This is a genomic window from Treponema phagedenis (assembly GCF_008153345.1).
In the GTDB taxonomy this organism is placed as follows: Bacteria; Spirochaetota; Spirochaetia; order Treponematales; family Treponemataceae; genus Treponema; species Treponema phagedenis.
This window is the reverse complement of the sequence record NZ_CP042818.1, coordinates 978,138-1,004,229: the sequence shown is the minus strand read 5'-3', so window position 1 is coordinate 1,004,229 and position 26,092 is coordinate 978,138. Positions and strand designations below refer to the sequence as shown.

Here is a 26,092-nt window from a genome sequence, read left to right as displayed (position 1 = left end):
AACACTTTATCTCTTCTTAAATTATTCATCCTTTTTACTAACTATATTTTGTATCAAACCATTAATCAAGAGTCCCAAGCCAGCAATCAAAAAAAATACTCCCAAACCATCCCCAAAAAAAAGATACAAAGAAGAAGGCTTCGCTATTACGGGAATTTCAGCGGATAAAAAAGTTTGCACAAAGGGCTCTGCCTCTGCAATAATTCTACCGTTCGGATCAATAGCAACCGTCTGCCCTGAAGCGGTTGCACGCACCATTGAAACGCGGTTTTCCACTGCTCGAAATACCGCCATGCTTAAATGTTGATTTTGGCACGGCAAGCTTTTTGCCCAAGCATCATTTGAAATATTTATTAATACCTGAGCACCGCGTTTTATAAACTCCCGCGAGATATACCCGAAACTATCCTCAAAACAGATCGGAACGGAAAATTTAACAGCATTTACATTAAAAACGGAAAATTCAGCCCCCTTTTCCCAAAAATGAGTATCATGTTCTATCAGCAATTGATGGATATTCGGAAAAATACTTTTATACGGAAAATGTTCAGTAAAAGGCACCAGATGCTTTTTCCAGTATTTTGCAGGTTGCGGCGGTATTGTATTTTTTTGGGGAATAAATAAAAGAGCCGCATTATAATCAAGCCTTTCCGGAAATCCATTCACATTTGCTTTTATCGCATCATCATTTCCAATCAAAAAGGCTGTATTTTTTGAATCGATATAAGTAAGCAAATCGGACACAAGATTAAAAGCAGCCCTATCTTCACGGTACCGATAGTGCCAATCAATCCTCGGTATAAAAGCTGTTTCAGGCCACACAACAAGCTCGGTTTCCGGTTCATGTAAAAGGGCTTCATCCGAAAGCTTGGCGAGAATCTGAAAATCTTGTTTATAAGTCTCAATATTTCCCTGCCATGGATCCGAGTTCGGTTGAATAAGTGCCAACCTCATTTTTTTTTCGGCTGAATAATCTTTTTGAGAAAAAAAGCCGAAAATACTTACCAGAAAAAAAGCAACAACCCATATGCAGGCAGAAAGTTTATGTTCAATAAACAATGCCGATACGTTTTTTCCGGCACCTTTGAGCCCATGAGAACCTTTCAAGCTTGCAGCAAGCCAGGCTGACGGAAATACCACAATAGCTGAAACTGCCCAAACACCGAAAATTGCGGCAATCTGCAATAAAAAAACAACGCGCCATTGAGAATACCCGATGATGCCATAAGGAAAACCTAAAAATCCAACTGTTTTACAGTACTCATATCCAAGCCAAATAAGCCATTGGAGGATAAACCCATATTTCGGAAAATAGCGATCCGCAAGTTTTAAAAGAAAAAAAACAATACTCAAAAAAAACGCATAAATTATGATAACAACATATAAGGCAACCGGATGAAAAACCGCCAGCCAATAGGCAAATAAACTATAACTTGCAATGCCGTACAACGCGCCCCAAAAAAACGAAAAGATAAGGGTTGTTCGTTGAATAAGCAAAAAAACAGGTAAAAAAGCAATGTATGCAGCCGGCGGGAAGCCGTGCGAAAAAAGCGGATTCGGATGTGCAACTGCAAACAAAAGAGCAGCTATAATTAAAAAAAGAAAATTTATTGCAAAAACTGAAAGTGCGTCTTTCCTCGCACAGCGTTTTTTTAATAACTCGATCATATTTTTTTAATACACCTTACAAAAACCATAAAAAGTTCCATAAAAAGAGCTCGACACGGCGCAAGGGCGAACCCTTGGAAGTTCTATCTTTGGTTCGCCTACGAGTTTTGCCTGCTTACGCAGGAGTATCGGGCAAAACATCGTTTGGAATTGAGCAACAGTGAGCAACTTACCATAGTAATGCTGAATCTGCAAACTACTATCGCTCCGATTACTAACAGTAACTTAATTAGAAAACGCTATACTAGTTTTCATTTATCTGAATCCGGTTGATAGTCTTTAACCGCTTCACGCAAATTTTTTCCGGGACGAAACGCAACAACATATCTTTCAGGAATTTTTACAGCTGTACCTGCGGAAATATTTCTTCCTATAGAAGATTTTCTATGCTGCAGCTCAAACACACCGAAATTCCTTAATTCAATGGTTTCTCCCCGTTTTAAGGCGGAAGCCATTTCTTCAATCAAACTATCAACAATTGTTGCGGTAATACGGTAATCATAGCCGAATTTTCTATATATTAAATCCGTTAATGATGCTCGGGTTTGTTTTTGTTTTTTCATACAAGAGGCAGGATCTGAAACCGTTTTTAGTCAAAAACGGTTTCTTAAAATCTCTTAATTATTATGCAAAAGAAATGTTATAAAATTTTTGCATGCGGGATTTTTTTCTTGCAGCAGCATTTTTGCTAATGATGCCTTTTCGTGCTGCGGTATCAAGCTGCTTTGTTAAATCTCGTAATAGCCCTTGAGCTTTTTCCGCGTCTTTTTCTCCGACAGCCACAAGATATTTTTTTGCGCACGTTCGTGCGGCAGATTTTACCGCCCTATTTTTAATGCGCCGAACTTCGCTTTGCTTATGTCGCTTTGTTGCAGATGCACTGTTACTCACACTAACCTCCAAATTTACTTAAAAATAAAACTGTTTGTATCGCTTTGTTAAATTTAATTGAATGGATAATCTTTAGTTATCCATACGATGATTTATGTAACTTGAAATTATAAGTTGTTGTATACATTACTCCATATCAAGCTTTTTTGCAATAGCCGCACGTAATTTTTTTTCTTCATCGGCACTAAATCCGCGCGAAACCGAAATATCAAGATCTTTTAAAGCTGCTTCGTATCGATTTAATCGATATTTCGCTAAAGCTCTTCGAAAATACACATGAGACTGATATTGATTTAAAGATATTGATTGATCAAAAAAATCAATGGCTTTTGCATCCTCCCCCATAATACTTAAAACAATCCCCGTATAATAATAAATCCGGAAATTATCAGGATTATGTGCAATGCTTTCCATAAAATCACTATATGCTCTTTGATAATCTCCTTGAGCAAAGAAAGCCATTCCTCGATGCTTATATACAACCGCCATAACTATGTCGTTTGGAGTTTTCTCTAAGATTTTTGTATAAATAGCGGTAGCTTTTTCAAAATTCATTTTATTATGTGCTTCAATTGCGGATAAAATCAAGTCATCAATAGTTTCCAGACGATTAAGATCCCCATTGTTAATATCCGTATCTGTTATTTGGCTTAAAGAATCCGTTTTTACAGTAGGCAAAACAATACTCTGTGTGAAAACATCCGCCTTGTGATAAAAGTCCTCTCTTCGTTTGTCAAGTTCGGCGTTCAGTTTATTCTGATAGTCTCGAATTTCCTGAAAAATGATATCCGCAAGGCTTAGACTCGCATTTATTGAAGCAAGCTTTCGCTTTAAGGGTAAATCAAAAGGTGAAAATTCCGATTTATAAACAAGTTCGTGTTCAACTTCAGCCCATGCATCTTGCAAAATAGTTCTTATTTGTACCTCAAGGATAAGTCGTTTTGGCAAAGTTAAACCGACTCGAAACTCTGCAGGTATTTCTATAAGAATATGGGTTGATTCATATCCGAATTCTCTAAACGTTCTGTCCGCACCCTTTCGCTCAACTTCAATAATACTGAAATACTGCCGTAAGATTTCTTCAACTTCTGTTAAATTTTGCAAAAATGAGCAAATAATCCGTATTCCAAGTAAATCTGTCAATACGGGAAAATTTGTATTTTCTGCATACTGAGGAAATTTCAGAAGTTTACGATAATAGCTTTCAAAGGTCTTAATTCTTGTTTTATATGAGGGTGTAGTAGAGATTTTCACCAATACTTTTAGATGTTCTTCCAAACGGTCCAATAAAATACTGAAATGTGGTATATAACCGGTATATAACTTTTTAAGCTCTTTCTTTGGAGGAAGATCAGGTGGATTTGTATTGCTCATAATTTATAATAGCACTTCCTAAATAAAAATTAAAACCGAGCTATACTGGTTTGTACGGCTCGGTTTTAAACATTGTCATAATAATAAATTACGATATGTGCAACTCAGTTACTCTGCTGCTGCAGCTTCTGCTTGTCCACCCTGTTCACGAGCTGCTTCTGATCCCTCGGAAGGAGCAAAACCTGTTTCGGTAGCCATTTTTTGCTGCTCAAGATAGTTAAGCACTTGTTTTTGTCCAAAACGAGCAACTTCAATCTTTTTACGCTCCATTTCGCGAGCAGTCTGAATTCCCCAGATATCCTCATCTGCAAAGTCGCGAGCGGTATTTAATACTGCTTTGTCATAAATAACTTTGACGTCTTTAAAATAACCGATATACGGACCTCCATCATGCGCTGCATCTCTGGTGATTAAGAAACCGTCAAAGGTTACTCGCGGCATAGCCAGCGGATATACAGGATATAAACGAACTTCTCTGCTCTTTACATCGGTAATGTATTGCGGGTTGTTCCACACAAGTTCTTTCCAACCGTCAAAGAGAAGATATCCCATAAAATGGCGGTGAACTTCGTTGTTTTGATCTCTGAGCAAAACAAATAAACCGTGCGGGAAATTCAATCCATAAGTATTAACGGCAATGGATTTAATTACACCAACGTTATTTACAGCCCCGTAGCCGTCTTCAAACCGACCCTTTCCGGAAGCTTTATCTTCTTCACTGGGTTCCTGAAGATTTCCTTCATCATCAACCTGTGTCATCGTTTCATAGGCAGGAATCAGGAAGGCAGGTTTAATCACAGCATTTGCATTATTATTCCAAGTCGGAAATTCAACGCGCACACCAAGCAACCTTTCTCCGGCAAAGCTTTTAGCTTCTTCACTTACCGGAGCCTCTACCGCATGCGATACCGCTACGGAAACAGGATTCTTCGAGGAAGAGTTTAATATAACTTCCCACTGACCGATTGCTAACGATGATCTCATCGCTGCTTTCTGCTCATCGGTATACGAAGCTCCTGCAACAGCACCGTAGTCCATAATAGTTCGGCGGTTCTGAGTCATGTTACCATTTTTGTCCGGAACAATATCGGCATTCAGTTTCCCGAAGTCAATAAGAGTTGCCTGTTCTGCGACAGCAATTGCACCTGAAAATAATAATGCGATTGCACCAAGTATAAATGTTCTTTTCATTCTAAATGCTCCTTTTCGCACTTAAGTTAGCCCTATATACAGTATACGGAAGAATACCATTTTGTCAACATACTTTTTTATATTTTTACTCTTCCGTATTATAGGCAGTTTCATACGCAGCCCTACCGTCAATATAAAGGTAAAGCTGTTTGACATTTTTGCAATTAAGAAAAATGTTTTTTTTCAGCAATTCGTACACGGTATGAAAATCGGGTGTTTTGATCTTCGGTGCAAGAATTGATGCAGGTAAATCAAGGTACAAATCCGATCCTCGTACAAAGCAGCTGTTCGCTTGTGTTTCAGGATCCGCAAATCTCAAAAAATCATGATTTTGCGGTCCAAGTAATAATTCGGAAACCAGTGCGGTTACCGGATCTTCAAATTTCTGTACAGGCACATATCTTTGTTCACAAGAAATGTTTCCGTTTCTTAAATTTTGGAAAAAAAGAAGGTACCGCACCCTCTTCGTTCCCGTAACATATCCGAGACTCAGCACAATTATCAGTATTCCGAGAATGCTCCAGCAAATTATCCGCGTTTTATTAAAAAAAATCATAATTTTTTCCGGCCTTCACCGGTAAAACCTCCCGAACCTTCAAAATGGGTTATAAATGACACTAAGCCATTATATATACCTTCCGCGCATTTTTTCAAGTACGAGGGAGTATTTAACAAACGCACCTCTGTAGGATTGCTGACAAACCCAAGCTCTATTAAAACACTTGGCATTTTTGCATTCCGCACAACGAACCATGCTTGCTCCATTATGCCTCTTTTTTTACTTTGCTTGCCAATACTTGCATCTAACCCGTCAAGTATGCTTTGGGCAATCATAATGCTTTCCATCGTAAATTCCTCTTCAAGCATAGAGTTCACAATGGGGAAAATCTCTTTTGAAACAGCGTCTTTGCTTATCACTTCTCTCCGATACTCAGGCGGCAGATACCAAACTTCAAACCCGGACGCCTTGCTATTCCATGAATAGTTTGCATGGACAGAAATATACAGTATTGCCTCATACTTATTAAGCTTCACGCTGTTTGCCATTTCTACCCGCTCATCCAATGTAGGAAAAGAGTCATCATACCTCGTCATCAAAATTTTTTTATCGGGGTACCGCACTTTCAAAAGTTCATACAGCTCTTTTGATGTTTTAAGCGTTATATCTTTTTCCTTTACAACAATCGTTTTGCCATTTTCCGTATACGAGCCGTGTGTTCCCGGATCCTTTCCTCCGTGCCCGGGATCAATTAAAATAGCTCCAATTCGATAAATCGGCTGCTCAAGAGAATACCCGAAAAAGCTTTCCAGGCGAATAGCGGTTTCTTTGCTAATACTTAAAACCGAGTTGATGATTTTAGGCGGAGCAATAAAAACCAGCTCTTTTCCGCTCAAAAGCATCATTGGCAATCCAACCCTGCACTGTGCACGATGCCCGCTTTTAGAAAAATAAAAATCTTCTGAAAGCGGATCCCAGCTTAAAAAGGTATTCAGCTTTTCTGCCGTATCCAATGCGGAAACATAATCTCCTTCGGCAAAGATTGCGGAGGTAAAAACAAAAAATATGATAGCATATAATACTGTCTTTATTCTTTTATCTCCGTTCATCACTGTAGCTTGCAATCTTCCTTTTTTATTATCGGACGGAATATTGAAAAACTTTAGCGCACTTAAAAAAATATTCAGGGTATTCATAGCAAACCGCAATCATACATATAGAGGATGCCTTGTATCCCCGCCCGAATACAAGATACCCATAAGCATTCCCGTTTTTTCCCTTGCGCAGCCTTATCGGAAAAACTGCAGAGTATTTCTTTTAAGCCTTTTTCCGCCGCAAGAACCTGTTCGCAAATTTCGATGAGCTCTCTTCCTTGCAGATCACGGACGCTTTTTGCTTCCACAAGGAAATCGGGAATATAAAAACCTTTGGAACATACAAACCGACAGTTTTTTAATTGCTCTGCAATACTGCCTATATGAACTCCCTGTATCTGCAAAAAATTCGGCGGATATTCTTGCTGCGTTTCGGTTGAGTTATGTATTGTTTTTATAAATATATCAGTTTGTGTATTGTGAGGAGTCAACCGCAGTACAATGAGTTTGCAGGCATTTTCACTTGCTTGCACCGCCGCCGCTCTGCTCTCCGCCCGACTTATAACATTGCCGCATTTTTCTACATTATTCTGGGGAAATACCACCTCATCCCCTACTCCGGCTCTCGGAAAAACATTTTGCACAAAGGGAACTGCAAATGCGTCTTCCAAACCGCTGATAGATTTAACAGTACCCGGAATAGAAATCCATGCCCGCTCGGCACTCACATGCGAACAATAATGCTTTGTCGGCGTGCGTAAAAACGGTGAAGCGCTTGCAAAGTCTTCGGGCTCTTCTCCAAGCGCAAGCTGTATTGCGGCTTTAGTAATATTTAGCCCCGAAGAGTACGGCACCGTCCACCCCGACATATAACCGCCTGAAAGCCTTGCGGCGATCTCTCCGACAACCGCTTTACCCTCTTTTAAAAAGATATCTCCTTTTATTGCGCCGTGCCTAAGTCCTAAAGCCCTCGCCCCTTCCGTAAACACCGCAATAAGCTCATCAGTATCTTTTTTTTCATACTGAGAAGGGATAGTATGCCCGAGTTCAATAAAATACGGAGGGAAAAAAATATGCCTGTCAGCTACCGCCGTAATGCAAGTTTTTCCGTTAAATACCAGCCCTTCCAGTGAAAATTCCGGTCCTTGAATAAATTCTTCAACAACTGCCCGCCGCGTGCGCGAATACCGAAGCGCATCATCAAGAGCAAATGCCAGCTCTTCCGCACAGGTTACTAATTTACACCCGCGCGCACCCATGTTATCCACTGGCTTTACCACCGCGGGAAAGGATGCACCGTTTCCGGTGTAAATAGCCAAGGCAGACTCTTTTTCAGATTCATGGATTTCCGCAAAAAGAGGAGAGGCTATGCCGGCTGCTTTAAAACAGCTGCGCATCCGCCCCTTATCTGTTGCATTTAGCGCTGCCTCGAGCGAATGCCCCGGCAAATGGCAGGCTTCCGCAATTGCTGCCACAGATGCGGAAAAGTCCGTTGCAGCCGTAAACACCGCATCAAGCCTTGAATCGGCTTTAAGCCCAAGTGCGTACTTAATAAGAGAATCGGTATCTTTTAAATCTATCGGTAAAAACTCATCCGCTAAATCCTTTCCGCAAGCTTCAGGATTTCCGTCCACGGCGCACACTCTTAAACCTAAATTTTTTGCGATTTTCAAAGCAGGAGTCTGCATAAAGCCTGCGCCTAAAATTAATATTGTTCTCAAATCTATCAATTCCTTTCTTAAAAAATATCATTGATTATGTGCTTGCCGTATGGCAGGCAGTAAATTTTCCGTATAAAAAGACTCTGCAATCGGCATATCCTTCACGGTTTTCCCTAAAAATCGATCACTTCTATTTGTTCCGTGAAAATCACTGCCAGCCGTAATAATTAACCCAAACTTTTTTGCAAGTTTGTCCAAGCGGGCGCACTCGGCATAGCGAGCAGACGGATGCCACGCTTCAAGCCCCATTAACCCCCGCTCCTTTAAGTCTTGTATTACAGTGGGCAGTTTTGCCCATGAAAGATATAAAGACATAGGATGCGCTAAAACAGGAACACCTTTTGCATCTTTAATTGCATGTATTGCTTCATCAAAATCGATACATTCTTTTTCAATAAAGAAGGGACGCCCTTTTGCAAAATACTTATCGAAAGCTTCCTGAATTGTTTTTACCTGTTTTTCCTGTACTAAATAACGGGCAAAATGAGGTCTTCCGATAGAAGAATGTTTTGTTACAGCCATCAATCTGTCAAAATCAATAGAAATTCCCGCCTTATTAAGTTTTTCCGCCATTTGTCTGCTTCTGTTTATTCTGCCTTTTTTCATTTTATGTAATAAATTTCTTAAACCAGAAGAGTCCGGAGAAACTCCTAAGCCCAAAAGATGAAATTCTCCGGGACTCCATCTAATGCTTAACTCAACGCCGTTGATAAACTCAATACCAAGTAAATCAGCTGCCTTTTTTGCCTCTTCAATACCGGACATCGTATCATGATCGGTTAACGCCCACGCGGTAAGCCCGGCCTCCTTTGCAAGGAAAGCAAGCTCTGTCGGCGTAAAAGTTCCGTCCGAGGCGGTTGAATGAGTATGTAAGTCTACCATAAATTTATATTATCAAAAAAGCCGGTTTAGTACTAGGTTTTTAATTGAATTTGTGATATACTCTGAAACGATGTTTAATCAAAACTCAAAAATTCGGAGGGCAGTATGCCAAAAGCTGTTCAATACAAGGCAAATTCGGTTATTTATTTCTCAGGAGATTTTGATGACAGGGTTTTTTTATTGAATAAGGGACATATTGCCTTAACTTCTATTAATATAGAAACTGGAGCCCAAGTTACCGAATATATTAAAACCGGAGAATTTTTTGGCGTAAAATCCGCATTGGGAAATTATCCTCGAGAAGAAAGCGCCATGGTTTTAACAGATTCCATCGTATATACCTTTACCGGACAAGAATTTGAAGCCTTTGCACAAACAAATACCCGAATCATTATGAAGATGATTAAAGTTTTTTCTCGGCAATTGCGAACTATTCACCGCCAGCTTGAAACCTTGCTGGACAGTGAAGAAGAAACAGATAGTATAGAAGGGCTTTTTACCGTTGCAAGCGCTTTTTATAATTCACATCATTATCAGGCTGCAGGGCAAGTTGCAAAAAGATATCAGGAATTATATCCACACGGAAAACATTCTCAGGATATTGCACAAATACTGAAAAGTTCCCGTGAAATGGTAGGCAGATCCTTCGGTGGCGCAGAAGCCGAAGCAAAATCCGATGTCCTGCCTCAAAACTTTCAAAATCGACCTGCATCAAGTGACAGTACTGCCAGTCTCACCTTTAAACTTGCAGAAGATCTTGCCGCACAAAAAAACTGGAAAGATGCGTATATCCAATATCACTCCGTTATTGAAACAGGGACTGACGAAAATATAGAAGCCTCATATATAGGTGCAGGACATTGTTTGTATGAACAAAGAGAATATGTTCGTTGTTTACAACTGCTTACAAATTTCATTACGCAGCATCCGAAGTCTCTTAAACTTGCGGAAGCTCTTATGTATATCGGACTTTGTTATCGGGATATGAAACGTCCTGACAAGGCTTTACAATTTTTTGATAAAGCCTTGCTGATGGCGGGGCCGCTTCTTGTCCCCAAAATAAAAGAATTACAGGCAGCATGTGAAGGAGTTGTAAATGACTGATCTATTTGCTTCGTTTTCGCGCTTTGCAAAAAAATTCCCGCGAGGCTCAGTTATCTTTGCGGAATTTGAACCGGGAAATTGTTTTTATCTTATTCAAAGCGGCAGAGTGCAGTTAATAAAAATAATTAACGGATTCGAAAAAAATCTTGATATTTTACAGCCGGGTGAAATTTTCGGAGAGATGGCAATTCTTGATAACTCTCCCCGCTCCGCTTCGGCAATCGCCTATGACGACACTGTAGTGCTTGAATTTAACAAAGAAAACTTTGAAGTTTTAATGACTGGAAACCCAGCAATAGCTATGCGCCTTTTAAAAACCTTTGTGCGCAGAATTTATACTCAAAAGCGGAGATTCATGATTCTTACAATACAGGATAAATCGGCGCGAATCGGCGATGTTTTTTTGATGCTTGATGAAACGCAGCCCGATATTGACCGTTCAACGGAAATGAGAACCTTTGAAATAACTATAGAAGAGGTTTCGCGTTGGGCAGGACTTGCAAATGAAGAAACCGAAGATGCACTGAGAAAGTTTTCCGACCAAGGTAGGCTGGAACTCTATACTGATAAAATAATTGTAAAAAACATGACAGATTTAACCCGCTATGTAAATACACGCCGCTCTAAAGAGCACAGCCTGTATATTACTTAAAAAAGGGAGAAATTCATTAAATTTTAAACTTGATCTTTTTTAAGAACATCGGTTTTCTTGTTTAATAGCCAGTTTTTTCCGCATTTTTAGCTTAAAAAGTGCTTGATTTCCATTAAGTTGGTATTTTTATTGGCAAACACTATGCGATCCGCTTTTTTTTGTGTATATTATAGTAGCGATAACTATTATTAGATAAGGAGTGATATTATGGCAGTATTACATTTAACGAAAGACAATTTCAACGAAACATTAAATACGGATGTTCCTGTTTTAGTAGATTTCTTTGCGCAATGGTGCGGTCCCTGTAAAATGCTCGGACCCGTAATTGAAGAAGTAGGAAAAGAAATCGGCAATAAGGGTGTTATTGCAAAAATAGATGTTGATAAGCAGCAGGATTTGGCTGCACAATACGGAGTTGCAAGCATCCCGACTATTGTCGTGTTTAAAAACGGAAAAGAAGTTGACCGCTCGGTAGGTTTTATCGATAAATCAAAAATTGTCAGTTTAATTGAAAAACACGCATAAAATCCTGTAAAACCATAAAGATGCGGATGCATCTTTATGGTTTTACAACGCTTTCTAAAATCCCACCGCTATTTTTTCAATAAAAGCAATAAAAAATCTATTTTACAATTCTGCCTGATGTTTGAGGGCTTCCTTGTATCCGTTATAGTATGAAAGGAAGGAAAGTACTGAAAGCACCGATGCAAGTCCATAAAGGCAATAATTTACAATAATAAAATACCGGACAATAGACTCCGGAAGAGAAAAGAATGCAATTAAAATAAGAATAAAAAGTGAAAAACCGGACGCAACGATATACGAAACCGTTTTCAACTTACCGCCCATTTTAGCGGCAATGGTAATCCCCTCCCCTCTTGCAAGCATGCGTAAAAACATAATAGAAAGCTCGCGGTACAAAATAATCAAAAAAAGAAGACTTGGCAAAAAGCCGTCAAGTGTAAAACAAAACATAACCGTTAAATTTGCAAGCACATCGGCAAAGGGGTCAAACAGTTTACCGAAATTAGAAACCTGATTCCTCTTTCGGGCATAATAGCCGTCAAAAAAGTCGGTTAATTCCATAAAAACAAAAAGCGGAATAATAACTACCAGAAAAAACCGCCTGTCAAGCCCGAACTGTACCGGCAAAAAATAAAGTATAAAAAAAAGCGGAGCCAATATCAGCCGCAAAACCGTAAAAAAATTGGAAAGTCTCATGCCTCAGTATCTTCCATATTTCAAAAAAAGTCAAACTGTTTTTTTTATTGCTAATACGGTAAAATATCCGCAAGAATAGAAGGCGCTTTTTTTAAGAAAGATTTCTAAGTTTTGCTTTTCAATAAGGAGTATAACTTTGCCGAGTCTAAAAAATTCTTATAAAAGTTTGCAAAATTTTACCGTCCGTCTGCCTGGTGTAGCGTTTTATAATTATGTTGCTGCTATACTAAGTCGGAGTATTAGCAATAATAAATCTGCAAATTCAGCATCACTATGGTAAATTGCTCGCCGTTGCTCAATTCCAAACGATGTTTTGCCTGATACTCCTGCGTAAGCCAAGCAAAACTCGTAGGCGAACCAAAGGTAGAAATTCCAAGGGTTCGCCCTTGCGTTGTGTCGGGCTCTTTTTTATAATTTTCTCTATATATTTATTATACTCTATTCTCGCAGATTACCTCGTATAAAATAGCCGCACTCGCTATGCTTTTTTCACGCTCTTTTAAAAAGTGTTTGGCAATTTTCAAATATGAGATTAGCAAGTTCAGGTTCACTTATTTGCAAGATTTCCGCAGCTTTGGCATAGGTATGGCGAATGTGCAAAGGGGTGTTTGTTTTACCGCGTAAAGGAGCAGGGGAAAGATACGGAGAATCGGTTTCCAAAAGGAGCCGATGCCGCGGAATACTTTGAACAAGGCTTGCGATAAAGCGCCGGTCTTCTTCCTTTTTAGCAAAAGTAATGTTCCCGGGAAATGAGATATACCATCCCCGCTCAATGAATTGCTGCGCTTCCTGTATGCCGTATGAATAACAATGAATAACGCCCTTATGCCAGCCGACTTGGTCAATACAGCGAATTGTCGGTTCAAATCCATCGCGCGAATGGATTATCACCGGAAGCTTGTATTTTTTTGCCATAATGAGCTGTTCGATAAAAAGCTGCTCTTCCGCTTCGGTGTCTTCGGTGCCGGAATTGTTCCGTTTTTTAGCCGCTTCTCCGTTCCAATAGCGGTCAATGCCGCACTCGCCCAAAGCAGTATATTTTTGATTTCCAGCAAGTATGGATTGCAAGTCCTTTTCCAAAAGGGCAAGATTTGCTTGAGGATTTTGTATTGGTTCAGGAGCAGGCCAAAGCCCCGCAGAAAAAAAGATAAAATCGGGAATGTTTTGTTTTCCTCCGCAAGCATCTGCAACCGCTGCAAATCGTTTTGTATAATCACCTGCAGCGATACCGATATCCATTACAAAACGGAAATTTTCTTTTTTCATTTCGGCAATGAGCATCGAAAGATCTATGTTTTTTTGTAAAATATAGAATAAATGGCAATGAGAATCACTATACAATCTTGACCACCTTTTTCTTTTTTGGTATGATAACCCCATTATAACACATTTGCCGGAGTGGTGGAATCGGTAGACACCAGGGACTTAAAATCCCTTGACTGGAAACGGTCGTACGAGTTCAAGTCTCGTCTCCGGCAGAAATAAAAATTACCCTCTCTTTTAAATTTTCTTAATCTTTTTTTTTATATTCCGATACTCTGATTACTACTTACAAAGAAAAATTGAAGTGTATGTTTATGCCTAAAGTTTTAAAGGAGTTTTGAATATGAAAAAACATATTTTTCTGATAATCGGGATTATATCTTTGGTTCTTCCCGTCTTTGCCGAACCGCAACTTATTTCGGCAGAGTGTTTTGCATCGTATTATGGAGAGGCTTTTAACGGAAAACCGACTGCAAGCGGCGAGCTTTTTAACATGAATGCATATACTGCAGCTCATAAAACGCTTCCTTTCGGCACACTTGTTGAAGTAACGAATCTTGATAACGGAAAAAAGGTTTTAGTTCGGGTAAATGATCGCGGTCCCTTTGTAGGTGATAGAGAAATTGATTTATCCAAAGCCGCCGCAATTGCAATCGGTATGACTGACAGAGGCATTGCGCGTGTTTCGCTTAAAAAAATCGATCCTTCGGACAAAGCCGCTTTAATGGCTGCGGGAGAAAGCAAACCTGTACAACCTTCTGCGCCCATTTATAAATTTGTTCCTTCACAAACCGATTCGGGATCCTCATCAAATGCACCGATGTACCAATTTGTTCCCTCTGAAGGAGGCACCATATCTGAAGATCGACCGGTAAAAACATTTACCTATACTCCGAACGGCAATCAAGGCCCCGCGCTTGCATATCAGCAAACACAGCCGCAGCCTGCGCCGACATATCAGAATGTGCCGACTCCCTCGTATACAACTGAGTCTGCTCCGTCTGCTCCGCAATCCTATGAACAACATCAAGATCCGGCTCAATCCCATCAGCCGCAAGTGCAGCAGCCGGCTCCTCAGTATCAAAGCGAACCGACACCGGTGTATCCGTATAGTGCGCCGGAGCAAAGCGCCCCGGCTGTTCAAAGCGGGAATTCTCCTGTGTATTACGGAGAGCCTACATATTCGTATGAGCCGGTATCTCAAACAATACCGAAGTATTCTGTTCCGAAAGTATACACTCCTACCAACAGTAGGGAAACACCCGGAATATTGTGGAGAATTCAGTTAGGTGCTTTTTCCCGTGAAGAAAATGCACTACGCTTGGTTGTTGAGCTGCGAAAACTCGGCTTTGAACCTGCATATGAAAAAACCGACGAAAGCGTCAGAGTAGTGCTTCCCGGTATTCGACCTTCCGACTTGAATACGGTAAAAACCGCCTTGCGTGCAGGCAGAATTTACGATTACATTATTCGGCAGGAAGCTTGGTAAGCGCAAACAAACACATTCATTCTTCAAAAACAGTTCGCACATCAGTCGAACTGTTTTTGAAATTATACGGCATAAAAAAATTGCCGTATGGGTTTTTGCATAAATAAGGATAGTCGTTTCATCTATCGTTATCATTCAAAATTGAGAGGACGTTATGACACTGAAAAAAAAATTACTTATCTTTTTTATCTTTTCAATCTTTTGCCTTCCCTTGAGTTTTGCCGCGGGCGTATCGGAAAATGAAGGGGAAATTGTATATCTAAGTGCTCTTATCAGAGAAAGCAGTTATACGATTGGCGTGCAACAAATGGTTGAAAAACTCAAAAATGACAATATTATTATCAGTGTTGAACCCGTTCCCGATTCTCAACTTATAAATATATTAAACTTACGCTTTGCCGCCGGAAATGCGCCTGATTTGATTGAAGCGAACGTTTATGACATATATCGAACATTTAATCCTACCGCTCATTTTTTTGACTTGTCACAAGAAGAGTGGGTGCAAAATTTAATAACACCGAAGGCGGTTCAATACACAAATGAAAAAATCTATGGGTTTCCTTTTGCTTCAACCGATTGCGTATACGGATTTATATATAATAAAGACATTTTTAATAAATATAAAATCTCGGTTCCAACAAGTTGGGCAGAACTTTTAACTGCCTGTGATGCATTGATAAAGCGCAATCCGTCAATAATACCGATTTTTATCGGAAAAGATACCGACTCTCCGAAAGCACTGGTTTCCGATATTTTCACCAAAAAACTTGAAGGACAGGATTTGAATTTTTTTGCCGATCAAACACTGAGTGGCAAAATCTCTTGGGCTGAAAACAAAAGCCTTGAAGAAGGAATCGATCTTTACTTACAAATCTTTAAACGAGGTTTTGTAAACAGAAATTTTGGAACGGCAACAAAAGAAGAGGCAATAAAAGCAATGGCGGAAGGACGAGCCGCCATGTATTTTGGAAAAAACACAACGGTGAGACAAATATTACAGGCAAATACTGCTGCAAACATCGGTATGTTTAGTGTTTCTGTGGACGGTAAAGGAAACTTTATCACGGGCGACGGCAAAACAAGGGCGCTTTTTGTAAATAAAAAAACCATTGCGCCTCTTTCAATTAAAAAAGCTTTAAACATTTTATCCGGTCAGGAAATGCAAAATATATATTATTACGGAATAGAAGGTTTTCCCGCCTTTAGAAAAACAACGGCAGTAGCTATTCCTCCGTATCTTGAGCATGTCTTTAAACGCTATATAGAAGGAGGAAAGATTGAGCGGGAATTCGTTTCGTATTTTTTACCTATTGAGAAAATCCTTGATGCAACGCTGTTCCTCTTTTGTATTGAAGACGTGAATGTACCGAATATTAACGGAAAAACAATGCTTCTAAAGTTTGATAGAGAATTGAGAAAGCATTTGAGAGAAAAACAATAAAACCTCCTTTTAAATAATACTTTTATACATAAAAAAAGACTCTTTCAAGAAGAGTCTTTTTTTATGCTACGAATGTTTTTCAGAGCTGAAAATTTTGTACCGGTATTCGATTAGCTTTATCGCTCTATGAATTCAAAAAACGAATAATCCCCTCAGCAACTTGCTCTCTTTCCACATCATCGACAACAATATGACAGCTTTTTTCTAAAATAAGATACTCATTGGGTGCTTGCAAATGCGCATCAATTACTTCTTTTACGGAAAAAGGGACAGTTACGTCTCCGTGAGAAATAACCGTAAGAGTTTTTGATCGTATTGACGGAAGTTGTTTAATTGCCAGTTTTTGCAGCTTGTACAGGTCTGCTGCCGTTGGTACATATTCCGCTCCGGTATAATCTTTCACTGCTTCTTGATAATCAGGCTCGGGATAAAAAAAACCTACTTCCGTTTTTACTTCTTTTATAAAAAATTTTAAAAAAGGAGTCAGCTTTAATCTTGCATCGGCGGCAATAAAGGCGGGTGCGCATAAAAAGATTTTTTCAGGATTAAACTTTGCGGCAATTAGGGCGGTTAAAACGCCCCCCATCGAAAGCCCGCCGACAAAAACTTTTTTATATTCGGCAGCAAGATTAATATATGCATCACAAACGCAGCGCAGCCAATCCTTCCATGAAGAACTTAAAAAATCCTCTTTGCAAGTGCCGTGTCCCGGCAAACGCGGAATATATACCGTATAACCCGCCTTATGAATCTGCTCGCCAAGCCAAGTCATTTCCCGCGGACTTCCGGTATATCCGTGAATTAAAAGTACCGCCTCATCACTGCCTTTAAAAAACTTCGGCGATGTATAAGTGCTTGTATTTATCGGGTAATTATTATAAAACATAAAAAACTCCATGGTCATATTTTACCCTTAAGCTTTTAAAAAAGCAAGGGAGAAAAATACTTGTCAAAAGCCCGCTCATTTTCTCCGGATTGACAAGAAGAAGAACAAGCTTGCACTATATTAATCTGAGCATCAATAATAATGGCGTATGGATTCGGCATTCCCATGGTAAATTGCCGCATATGTCAAAATCAGAACGGGTACGGACTCCCGTGGTTCCACAGAAAAAAAAGGGGGAACAGTCCAGCATTATAATGATAATCATCCTGCTCTGGGCGCAGACTGTCGGAGGGAGGGTTTTTGGCGTGCGAGGCTTTGGGAATTTGCTTGGCGTCAGCGTGGTGCAAGCATTCCTATGGTAAGTTTACTCACCGTTGCTAAATTCCAAACGATGTTTTAAAGCATCAACACAAAACTGTAAAATTGAAGCTTTAAAACTCGTTGGCGAAGTTACAGTAAATTTTCAAAACTTCGCCCTATGGTAAACTGCCCACCGTTGCGCCGTGTCGAGCTCCTTTATATGAATGAATTAAAAACTCATTGAGGTATTACATGAACGCTACGCTAGCTGGTCATTTTTCGGAAAATAAATAAAGGCAAGCATGTTATCATAATTGTTATCACCTTGCCTGCGGCTGGAGCCAAATAAATGCTTGCCCTGCGAAACCGCGCATTGTGTGCAGAATCCGCTGTCCAGAATATTTTCTTTTTTTACGCCAAGCTGTGTGAGAACGTGGGTATTTGCTTTTAATAGAGAAAGTCTATACGGCCAGTGCGTTTGTACTTTATCTTTATCAAGCGCAACACAGTCGGCTGTAAAATAATCGCTAAAAAAACGGGCACGTTCCGCTGTTACCGTATAACAGCAAGAATGAATATGCGGTCCAAGAATCACTTTGAAATTTTCCGCTTTTGCTTGATAAAGAATTTCTGCTTTTTTTATCGCTTTTCCGACGATTCCTGTTCCTTCCCAGCCCGAGTGGACTACGCCAAAACAGGAAGTTTCCGGATCAAATAAAAAAATAGGCATACAATCCGCAACAGTAACGGTCGGTATTAAGTTTTTTTCGATTGTAATAATTCCGTCTCCGGTCGGGATGTCTTTAAGCTCCGCCGTCGTGTGCACCGCATATACGGTTTTTGTATGTTTTTGCCGTACCGCTAAAATCATTAAGGGATCCAAGCCGGCTTTTTGATAAAAAATCTGTCGATTTTCTTCATTAACGCTTGCCCGCATGCTTCCTTCACTTAACAAAGATATTCCGCAAACGGGAGCCAACGTATTATTTGGCAGATTGGGAAAATGGAAGAGAATAAAAGGATCATCCATTATGCAATTCCATATTTTCAGTTTCGATTAATAGTCCCGCAGCTGTTTGTAATCTCCGTTTTGCTTCTTCAACGTTTTTTCTGAATGCGGAATTGCTATTTCCTTGAATAGCCCCCCAGTTTACAAGAGTAGCATAAATGCTTGCTTTACTCCCTCCGACAATTCCCGTTAAAATCGTATCAATTGATTTAAACGCATTTAACGCCGATTCTATTAATATTGATGCTTCCGAGTCAACCGTTCGGATAAGCGTTTCCAGCGTCTCTTTATTTTTTATTGTTGCAACCGGCTCTTTTTTTTGCGCATTAAAACCTCCGCCGATCTCTCCCGCCGGCGCAAGTTTTTCCTCAAATCCTGCAATCTTAAGTTTCATTTGCCCCAACGCGTTAAAAGCTTCGGAAAATTCGGCAAGATTTTCTCTGCGATAAAAACTTCCTTCTACTAAAATGATTTTTAGTGGAGGCTGAATTGAAGAGGGATATAAACTATTGAAAAAATTTTTTAAAAATACAAAAGATAACTCTCGTTTAAACACTAAGGGATACCAGATATCTTCCCAAGGTTTATATTGCATTTCTTCAAAATGGTCTTTTTTTAAGAGGGCAAGCATTTGCCCTTTCAAAGCAAATCGTTTTTGCTCAGCAGTCCATAATGACCATTTTTCATTAAAGCGTTTTTTCCACGCATTTTTAAAAAGTATAAACCACTCTTCCGCGCCGGCAACTGAATAAGGATGCCAGTGGAGATCTTTTAAACAAAAACGCGTAAAATCTACGATCGGAATTGCTTCTGCAAATTTTTTTACTGCGGATAAGGCGATTGCCGCTTGTTCAAGAAATTCAACTGCTGCATTGCTGTTATCGGATGTACCGTTTTCAAATTTATTTTGAGCTTTTAAGAAGAACAATCCTTGCAAGACAGGCTCCGGTATCTGTTTTAAATAACATAAAACACAAGCTAATTTTTCCAACTCTGATTGTACAAGTGTAACAGGACACACCGCTTCCGTATCGGAGCTAATAGTAAAGTGCAAAAGCATTTTTTCTATCGGAATATCGCAAAATGATTTCATCCACTCAATTGCCTGCGCAGCCCGATATAATTGGCTTTTGTTATCATCTGTTAAAACGGAAAAAGCATTATCAATACGTCTTAAAAAATCAGACCGTAAATTGGCAGAGGATTCGGTTCCTATTTGCACGGTAAAAGGATCACTCTCTTCCATCAGTTTTTTATGCGCTTCGGGCGCTATAAAAGAACTTAATAATAAGTAAAAATCTCCTTTGTCGTTATCATAGGCTGTCAGCAAAGAATCAAAAAAAACTTGAGTTTTTCGCAAAGATTTTAACCCGTCGTAAAAACCTTTTTTAAAACTGTTTTCGCGTATGTTAATATAATCTTTATATTTTGCATGTAGGGCTCTTCCCAGTCTATTTAAAAGAGATGTTTCATATAAGGATTCGACAGGAAGAGACTTAAAAAAAGCTTTAAGGGTCAGCCAGAGTCTAAACAGAAAAGGCTCATTTTCCAAACGACTTTCCGTAAAATCAGACTTCAGTATTTCCGATTTTGTACTCGACGGCGCTATTTGCAGCTCTTCATTGGTATTTATTGCTTGTTTAATTTTTGCAAGCATTTGCTGCGCTTCTTCGCCGGAAAGAGTTTCTACCAGTTTATCAAAGGTTGAAAGGTGCTGTTTCATAGTTACTATTATGTACTGAATTGCAAAAAAAAACTAGACTTTATTTAGTTTTGAATTTTGAAACGGTCCCTACGGGAATCGAACCCGTCTTTTGAGATTGAGAATCTCACGTCCTAACCGATAGACGAAGGGACCTATCGGTATTTAAAAAAAATTCCCCAGGGAGGATTCGAACCCCCACAAGCAGAACCAGAATCTGCGGTGCTACCGTTACACAACCGGGGAAAGAGAAGAAACAATATCATTATTTTTTCTTTTTGTCAATATTTCGGAAAACATTTGTCTTTAATCTGTGATAATTTCACCCCTATAATGTGTACCCCCCAAAAAAAAGTTGGACACGAGCTGTAGTACAGCGTTTTGTAATTAAGTTGTTGTTAGTAATCGCGGTATTAATAATAACGGTTTGCGGATTTAAGCATTCCTATGGTACATTGCCCACCCTTGCTCCATTCCAAACGATGTTTAAAAGCATCAACACTGTTTTGTAAAATTGAAGCTTTTAAACTCGCAGCTACTGTAAACAGGAATAGCAAACATTACATTCAGAACTGCCACGGATGGCAGTGGTTCCACGCAGCAGCGAGTTTTAAAGCAAAATTATTTACAAAGCTTTAAAACTCGCAGGTGTAATTTTGACAAGGACGTCAAAATTAAGCCTGCAAGCATAAACCATACATCTGAAAGTATTTTTTAGTTTTAAACATTGCTCCACAGACTCGGTTTAAAAAAGTTTAAAAAGCGGTACCTTAATTCTTAATTATAGCCGCAAAGTTTCTAAACGCTGAAAATAAAGTTTTTATCGGTAAAAAAACAATATTTTTTTACTAAGATATCTTTACAATAAGTGGTAATAATCTGAAGGTTATGGTATCTTTATGCAAAGAGCGGTTTTTCTGCCGGCGCCTGTTTTAATTATGCCGATTGAATAAAACCGTTGATTTTTACCTGATGAGGATTGTATTATGAGAATTTGGACAGATATCATTCAACCCTGGCTTCGTGTTGATCCCTTACGAGAAGATATTTTTTGGTTTGTAATTATCGTATGTGTTTTATTTATCTTGCATAAAGTTATAAAAAAACTATTACTAAGCATGATGGTCAAAGTTATATCACCGTTTATATCAAAAAATAAACTTGCTGCGTATATTTTTAAATTTATCCATTTTGAAAAAGTTTCTTTAATTATCTATGTCATCGGTTTTACATACTTATCCACCAGACTGCATAACGGAGCATCTATCCTGGAAAAAATTTCAAACCTGATTATAATTTGGATCATAGCAAAGTTATTGCACGGTACTTTGGATGGACTTGCAAGTTATACGGAAAATGAGCCGAGGTTTCAAGGTAAACCGTATCGCGGGTATATCCAAGTTTTTATATTGATCATGTACATCGCCGCTTTTATAATTGCCGCCGGAACTGTCAGCGGCAAATCTCCGTGGGCACTCCTCAGCGGAATTGGCGCAATGACTGCGGTGCTGTTGTTAGTTTTTCGCGAGACAATTTTGTCATTTGTGGCAAGTCTGCAAATTTCATCGTATGATTTAGTGCGGCGCGGCGATTGGATCTCTGTTCCCAAATACGATGCGGACGGCGATGTAAAAGAAGTAGCCTTACATACAATTAAAATTCAAAACTGGGATAAAACAATTTCGGTTGTTCCCACCAATGATTTAATGCAAAGCGGCTTTAAAAACTGGCGCGGTATGCAGGAAACAGGCGGGCGAAGAATTAAACGTTCAATTTATTTAGACGTTGCGTCAGTTAAATTCATGGATGAGCAGCTCCGCGAAAAAACAGGAAAAATTGCATTATTAAAATCATATTTTGAAGAAATCGAAAGTAAAATTGATGCTTGCTATAAAGACAATACGGATCATTTACTTAATGATAACCGCCTGACCAATCTCGGTACATTCAGAGTTTATGTAACCCGCTATTTACAAAGTTTAGATATGCTTAGAAAAGATCTTACATTTTTAGTGCGGCAATTGGAGCCCGGTCCAACCGGTATTCCGCTTGAAATCTATGTTTTTACGGCAACAACAAAATGGGCGGAATACGAAAACATTCAAGCAGATATTTTTGATCACTTGTTTGCAGCCGTGCATGAGTTTGAATTAAGAGTTTTTCAATACCCTGTCGGCGGATTTATGTTTTCTAATTCCGAAACAAAAAAATAAAAGCTTTTTTATACTTGTTTTAAAATCAGTGTAGGACTTTTGATACGGCGATGCGTTTTTAATTCGTTTGATGTGAATATACGAATCGGGGCGCTTGCGTTAAAACATTGCTTCTATATGGAATTACGGGCGCTCCGCTATTAGTGTTGCTTTGAGTCGGTATAACAGCAAGTAATTGCGGAGTGTTTGTAAATTATGTCAGGCAAAAAATCAATTTTTAAACAGGATAGAAGAATGCCCCTAAAAAAACGGCAGTTTTTAAACACCGTTTATAATCAGCACATCAAAGTAAATTCAAGGAATAGCAGCCCCTGGTTCGTGCGTACGCCTTATTAGCAACGCCAGGGCATACGCATGAAAAAAATAACCACATGGAGAGAGTAAAAATTATTCAAATATACAGAAAATTGCGTTAGGCGGACGGAGGGCGGCGAAGCATTTTTTCAAAAATGCGAAGCCGGATCGTTTTTGCGCGCTCAAAATAGCGCAAAAACAGCCGCAGCGACAGCGGAGCCCGTAGTACGCCGGCGGTTTGCAAGTGTTTTGTTCCGGCAAGGCGTAAGCCAAAGCCGGTTTTCGGGAGGCTTCAAACCGCAACGCCATATGCATATACAGTTTTTATTCTTCGTGCGTATGCCTTATTAACAACACTGCCGCGTGCTTGACAGAAAGCGCTTTTATGTACAAAATAGATTTCAGTTGTTATGAGAGTTCGTTACAGTCAAGATGCGCAAGGAAATAAAATAAAACGGGCTTTGGTTTACACTGCATCGGAACATACTATTTCACCGAAAAATATCGATGCGGAAGCTTTAAAAATAATTCAAACCTTGCACAGTGCCGGTTATGAAGGTTTTATTGTAGGCGGTGCAGTTCGAGATTTACTTCTTGGAAGAATTCCAAAAGATTTTGATATTGCTACTTCTGCCGAGCCTTCAAAGATTAAAAAACTTTTTAGAAATTCAAGAATTATCGGTAAGCGATTTCGTTTAGTGCATATTTTTTACGGTCCGAAAATTTACGAAATATCAACCTTTCGTTCTATAGAAGACGGAGCTGTAGGAAATAAATTCGGAACCATTGAAGAAGATGTACAACGCAGAGATTTTACGATTAACGCCCTCTACTATGATCCGATTAAAAATCTGATTATTGATTATGTGGGAGGATTGCACGATCTGCGTAAAAACAGACTTCGGGCTATTATTCCGTTAAAAAATATTTTTTCTGAAGATCCGGTGCGAATGTTGCGAGCCATAAAATATTCCATTCTTGCTAAGGCAAAAATCCCTTTTCTACTTAGTTGCCGCCTGCATCGCGACACCTCTTTACTCGAATATTGTTCACCTTCTCGATTAACGGAGGAGCTTAATAAAATTTTTCATTCCGGATATTCCAAACCGATTATTGAGCGGCTTTTGCATTATGAGCTGTTTTTATATTTACAACCATCCGCATACAGTTTTATTCAAGATAATGCAAAATTCGCCGAATGCTTTTTGTCCGGTTTTGAAGAACTTGATTCTCTTACAAACGAAGGAAAAATTCAGCGCCAAGGACAAGCCTTAGTGTTTTTGTTACGAGATTTTATCAATCTCATTACCGATTGGGAAGGATCTCCGGGAGAAGTATACGCATTTGTTTATCAAGAATGCAGACATTTTGTTTTACCGATGAATCCTCAACGAATAGAGCTTGAATATGCAGTCCGCTATTGTCTATATAAAGGAGGCTTAAAAATACGCCCTCCACGACCTTTGCAGCCTAAAACAACACCGGTAAAACGTCTTAGAACAAGAACTCAAAAAGGCCAAGTCGGAAAAACTTCTCAGCTAAGAGGAGTCCATGCAAAAAGCTCACCAACCGCCAAGAAAAAAGCTTTATCAAATAAATCGGAAGAGTAGGGATAACAGCAGGGAAGTCGAATTTTCTGTTTTAAAATAAACTACTATATATAGCGTTTTTGTGATAACTCGTTCTGTTTTTAATTCATTTAATACGGATTGTAAAAAATTTTATAAAAAAAAGTTCGACACGGCGCAAGGGCGAACCCTTGGAATTGCTACCGTTGGTTCGCCTACGAGTTTTAAAGCTTCAATTCTACAATTTTGTGTTGATGCTTTAAAACATCGGTTGGAATTGAGCAACGGTGAGTAATTTACCATAGTAATGCTGAATCTGCAAGCTGCTGGGTAATGCTCCAATTACTATATCGGTCAGGTTAATTACGGAACACTACACACGTTTTAAAAGCACGTGAAAAGTATTGTGCTTTTAAAACATCATTCTACATGGAACCGGCGCCATCCGTGGCTGTTTACCATAGGAAATACTAAAATCCGCACTTATCATTGCCGATGCTTCGATTAATACATCGGATTAAGTACACTGGAAGCTAATTACAAAACCTTATATTAGTGGAGTAAAATTATATCACCACGGGCAACTTCTCTCTCCAGTCTGCATGGCGAAGGATGGAAGCTATCGTGCATGTTTAAAAAAACATGCACGAAGTTTTTTTTAAAGTTTATCTTTTGTTAAAACCGATACACCGGTATCAAAGTAAGCCGGAGAGATTTTTTTGTTTTCAATCGCTTTTACAGCGCTTTTGATTCCTTCATAGCCCATGACATCGGGGTTTTGCGCCATGGTTGCAAGGAGGTTTCCTTTTTTGATAAGGTTCAAAATCATGTTTGATTTGTCAAAACCGACGCCGATCACGCCGCCGCCCGCTTCGGCAATCGCATTACCGATACCGACTGTTGAGCCCTCGTTTGCTCCGAATATGCCGATGCTTCCTTGGGTGATAAAGTTTGCCGCCATGTCTTTTGCACGGGCTGCGTCTCCGTCGCAATACTGTGTTTGAAGAATGGTGAATTTTGTCCCTTTAAATGCGGAGCGGAATCCTTCTTCCCTGCTGACAGTTGAACTGGTTGCGCTGTTTACTGAAATAACACCGATTTTTCCGTTCTTTTTTCCTTGCGCTTTTAGGGCTTTGAGCATTTGCTCTCCAGCGGTTTTACCGGCAGCGACATTATCCGTTGCAAGCGTTTGAGCTGCGGGGAAATTTGCCGCACTGTCTACATAAATGATTTTAATGCCGGCAGCACTTGCTTCTTTCAGCGCAGAGGTAATAGCAGTCGGACCGTTTGCTGCAATCAGAATGGCATCCGCACCTCCGGCGATCGCATTGTTTACACACTCAATCTGCTTGTTGTCATCTTTAATATCGGGGGCAAGCCACTGATAAGTAATTTTACCAAGCTCTTTGACTGCTTTTTCACAACCCTTGTTCACGTTTACCCAATGCTGATCCATTTGATCCATTGTGATAAGATAAATTCTGTAAGGCGCCTTTTTTGTTTTTTGAGCAAAAACAGGCAACACCAAACACAATCCGATAATGAAGGCTACACATTTTTTCATACCTTCCTCCTTAAAAAGTTTTTAAGGAATCATAAGATTCCCAAAAAAGTTATTTGTGTTTTGTAG

Annotated in this window: 23 protein-coding genes and 3 tRNA genes; 8 read left to right on the top strand and 18 right to left on the bottom strand. The window is 39.4% G+C overall.

Annotated elements, in window-relative coordinates:
- Positions 1-21: 21 nt before the first annotated feature.
- From lnt to FUT79_RS04320, 9 genes are all read right to left on the bottom strand, one after another.
- Positions 22-1,668 (bottom strand): apolipoprotein N-acyltransferase, encoded by a 1,647-nt coding sequence (lnt, locus tag FUT79_RS04365; RefSeq protein ID WP_024752315.1) that lies wholly within the window; start codon positions 1,666-1,668, stop codon positions 22-24.
- Positions 1,669-1,919: 251 nt separating this feature from the next.
- On the bottom strand, positions 1,920-2,231 hold the full coding sequence (locus FUT79_RS04355; protein WP_002699471.1) for an HU family DNA-binding protein: 312 nt from the start codon (positions 2,229-2,231) through the stop codon (positions 1,920-1,922).
- A gap of 61 nt (positions 2,232-2,292) precedes the next feature.
- On the bottom strand, positions 2,293-2,559 hold the full coding sequence (gene rpsT / locus FUT79_RS04350; RefSeq protein WP_002699473.1) for a 30S ribosomal protein S20: 267 nt from the start codon (positions 2,557-2,559) through the stop codon (positions 2,293-2,295).
- Positions 2,560-2,685: 126 nt separating this feature from the next.
- Entirely contained in the window at positions 2,686-3,933 is a 1,248-nt protein-coding gene (locus tag FUT79_RS04345) for a (p)ppGpp synthetase (protein WP_002699476.1), read from the bottom strand.
- 108 nt (positions 3,934-4,041) lie between these two features.
- Positions 4,042-5,124, bottom strand: coding sequence for a flagellar filament outer layer protein FlaA (locus FUT79_RS04340; RefSeq protein WP_044635035.1), 1,083 nt, complete (start codon positions 5,122-5,124; stop codon positions 4,042-4,044).
- 85 nt (positions 5,125-5,209) lie between these two features.
- Positions 5,210-5,680, bottom strand: coding sequence for a GerMN domain-containing protein (locus tag FUT79_RS04335; RefSeq protein ID WP_002699480.1), 471 nt, complete (start codon positions 5,678-5,680; stop codon positions 5,210-5,212).
- Positions 5,677-6,732, bottom strand: coding sequence for an N-acetylmuramoyl-L-alanine amidase (locus tag FUT79_RS04330; RefSeq protein ID WP_024752313.1), 1,056 nt, complete (start codon positions 6,730-6,732; stop codon positions 5,677-5,679). The genes FUT79_RS04335 and FUT79_RS04330 overlap by 4 nt, the downstream gene beginning before the upstream one ends.
- An 83-nt stretch (positions 6,733-6,815) precedes the next feature.
- The gene (locus FUT79_RS04325) at positions 6,816-8,405 is read right to left on the bottom strand and encodes an ATP-grasp domain-containing protein (RefSeq protein ID WP_024752312.1); all 1,590 of its coding nucleotides are present in this window, start codon (positions 8,403-8,405) and stop codon (positions 6,816-6,818) included.
- A 60-nt stretch (positions 8,406-8,465) separates the two neighbouring features.
- Positions 8,466-9,320: a PHP domain-containing protein gene (locus FUT79_RS04320; protein WP_002699485.1), complete on the bottom strand. Its 855-nt coding sequence runs from the start codon at positions 9,318-9,320 to the stop codon at positions 8,466-8,468.
- A gap of 105 nt (positions 9,321-9,425) precedes the next feature.
- Here FUT79_RS04320 and FUT79_RS04315 point away from each other — a divergent pair, with 105 nt between their 5' ends.
- The 3 genes from FUT79_RS04315 to trxA all read left to right on the top strand — a co-directional run bounded on the left by FUT79_RS04315 (position 9,426) and on the right by trxA (position 11,601).
- Positions 9,426-10,424, top strand: a complete 999-nt coding sequence (locus FUT79_RS04315) for a cyclic nucleotide-binding domain-containing protein (RefSeq protein WP_002699488.1) — start codon at positions 9,426-9,428, stop codon at positions 10,422-10,424.
- Entirely contained in the window at positions 10,417-11,076 is a 660-nt protein-coding gene (locus FUT79_RS04310) for a Crp/Fnr family transcriptional regulator (protein ID WP_002699490.1), read from the top strand. Before FUT79_RS04315 ends, FUT79_RS04310 begins: the two co-directional genes overlap by 8 nt.
- Before the next feature lie 207 nt (positions 11,077-11,283).
- A complete protein-coding gene (trxA, locus tag FUT79_RS04305) occupies positions 11,284-11,601 on the top strand; it encodes a thioredoxin (RefSeq protein ID WP_002699495.1) in 318 nt (105 codons plus the stop codon).
- 102 nt (positions 11,602-11,703) lie between these two features.
- On the opposite strand, the gene pgsA is transcribed toward trxA, so the two are convergent.
- Both pgsA and FUT79_RS04295 read right to left on the bottom strand, forming a co-directional pair.
- The gene (pgsA, locus tag FUT79_RS04300) at positions 11,704-12,297 is read right to left on the bottom strand and encodes a CDP-diacylglycerol--glycerol-3-phosphate 3-phosphatidyltransferase (RefSeq protein WP_024752311.1); all 594 of its coding nucleotides are present in this window, start codon (positions 12,295-12,297) and stop codon (positions 11,704-11,706) included.
- Between the two features lie 489 nt (positions 12,298-12,786).
- Positions 12,787-13,638, bottom strand: a complete 852-nt coding sequence (locus tag FUT79_RS04295; protein WP_024752310.1) for a TatD family hydrolase — start codon at positions 13,636-13,638, stop codon at positions 12,787-12,789.
- 51 nt (positions 13,639-13,689) lie between these two features.
- Here FUT79_RS04295 and FUT79_RS04290 point away from each other — a divergent pair.
- The 3 genes from FUT79_RS04290 (at position 13,690) to FUT79_RS04280 (ending at position 16,490) form a co-directional block, all read left to right on the top strand.
- Positions 13,690-13,775 (top strand) — tRNA-Leu (locus tag FUT79_RS04290).
- Between the two features lie 128 nt (positions 13,776-13,903).
- Positions 13,904-15,049 carry a septal ring lytic transglycosylase RlpA family protein gene (locus FUT79_RS04285; RefSeq protein ID WP_002699503.1) on the top strand — a complete coding sequence of 382 codons (1,146 nt, stop codon included), beginning with the start codon at positions 13,904-13,906 and terminating at the stop codon, positions 15,047-15,049.
- Between the two features lie 154 nt (positions 15,050-15,203).
- Entirely contained in the window at positions 15,204-16,490 is a 1,287-nt protein-coding gene (locus FUT79_RS04280; RefSeq protein ID WP_024752309.1) for an ABC transporter substrate-binding protein, read from the top strand.
- 124 nt (positions 16,491-16,614) lie between these two features.
- Here FUT79_RS04280 and FUT79_RS04275 read toward each other — a convergent pair whose 3' ends face one another.
- The 6 genes from FUT79_RS04275 to FUT79_RS04255 form a co-directional block, all read right to left on the bottom strand.
- Complete coding sequence (locus FUT79_RS04275; protein WP_024752308.1) at positions 16,615-17,376, bottom strand: alpha/beta hydrolase; 762 nt, start codon at positions 17,374-17,376, stop codon at positions 16,615-16,617.
- Between the two features lie 35 nt (positions 17,377-17,411).
- Entirely contained in the window at positions 17,412-17,543 is a 132-nt protein-coding gene (locus FUT79_RS15690) for a hypothetical protein (protein WP_002699510.1), read from the bottom strand.
- A 392-nt stretch (positions 17,544-17,935) separates the two neighbouring features.
- Positions 17,936-18,706, bottom strand: coding sequence for a purine nucleoside phosphorylase YfiH/LACC1 family protein (locus FUT79_RS04270; RefSeq protein WP_002699516.1), 771 nt, complete (start codon positions 18,704-18,706; stop codon positions 17,936-17,938).
- Positions 18,699-20,408: a DUF5312 domain-containing protein gene (locus tag FUT79_RS04265; protein ID WP_002699518.1), complete on the bottom strand. Its 1,710-nt coding sequence runs from the start codon at positions 20,406-20,408 to the stop codon at positions 18,699-18,701. The genes FUT79_RS04270 and FUT79_RS04265 overlap by 8 nt, the downstream gene beginning before the upstream one ends.
- Positions 20,409-20,471: 63 nt before the next feature.
- Positions 20,472-20,543 (bottom strand) — tRNA-Glu (locus tag FUT79_RS04260).
- Between the two features lie 19 nt (positions 20,544-20,562).
- Positions 20,563-20,633: transfer RNA gene (locus FUT79_RS04255), tRNA-Gln, on the bottom strand.
- A 740-nt stretch (positions 20,634-21,373) separates the two neighbouring features.
- On the opposite strand from FUT79_RS04255, the gene FUT79_RS04250 reads away from it, so the two are divergent.
- Together FUT79_RS04250 and pcnB are read left to right on the top strand one after the other, a co-directional pair.
- A complete protein-coding gene (locus FUT79_RS04250) occupies positions 21,374-22,600 on the top strand; it encodes a mechanosensitive ion channel family protein (protein WP_024752306.1) in 1,227 nt (408 codons plus the stop codon).
- Between the two features lie 704 nt (positions 22,601-23,304).
- Positions 23,305-24,504 (top strand): polynucleotide adenylyltransferase PcnB, encoded by a 1,200-nt coding sequence (gene pcnB / locus FUT79_RS04245; protein WP_044635033.1) that lies wholly within the window; start codon positions 23,305-23,307, stop codon positions 24,502-24,504.
- A 616-nt stretch (positions 24,505-25,120) separates the two neighbouring features.
- Here pcnB and FUT79_RS04240 read toward each other — a convergent pair.
- Entirely contained in the window at positions 25,121-26,026 is a 906-nt protein-coding gene (locus FUT79_RS04240) for an ABC transporter substrate-binding protein (RefSeq protein WP_044635032.1), read from the bottom strand.
- Positions 26,027-26,092 lie beyond the last annotated feature (66 nt).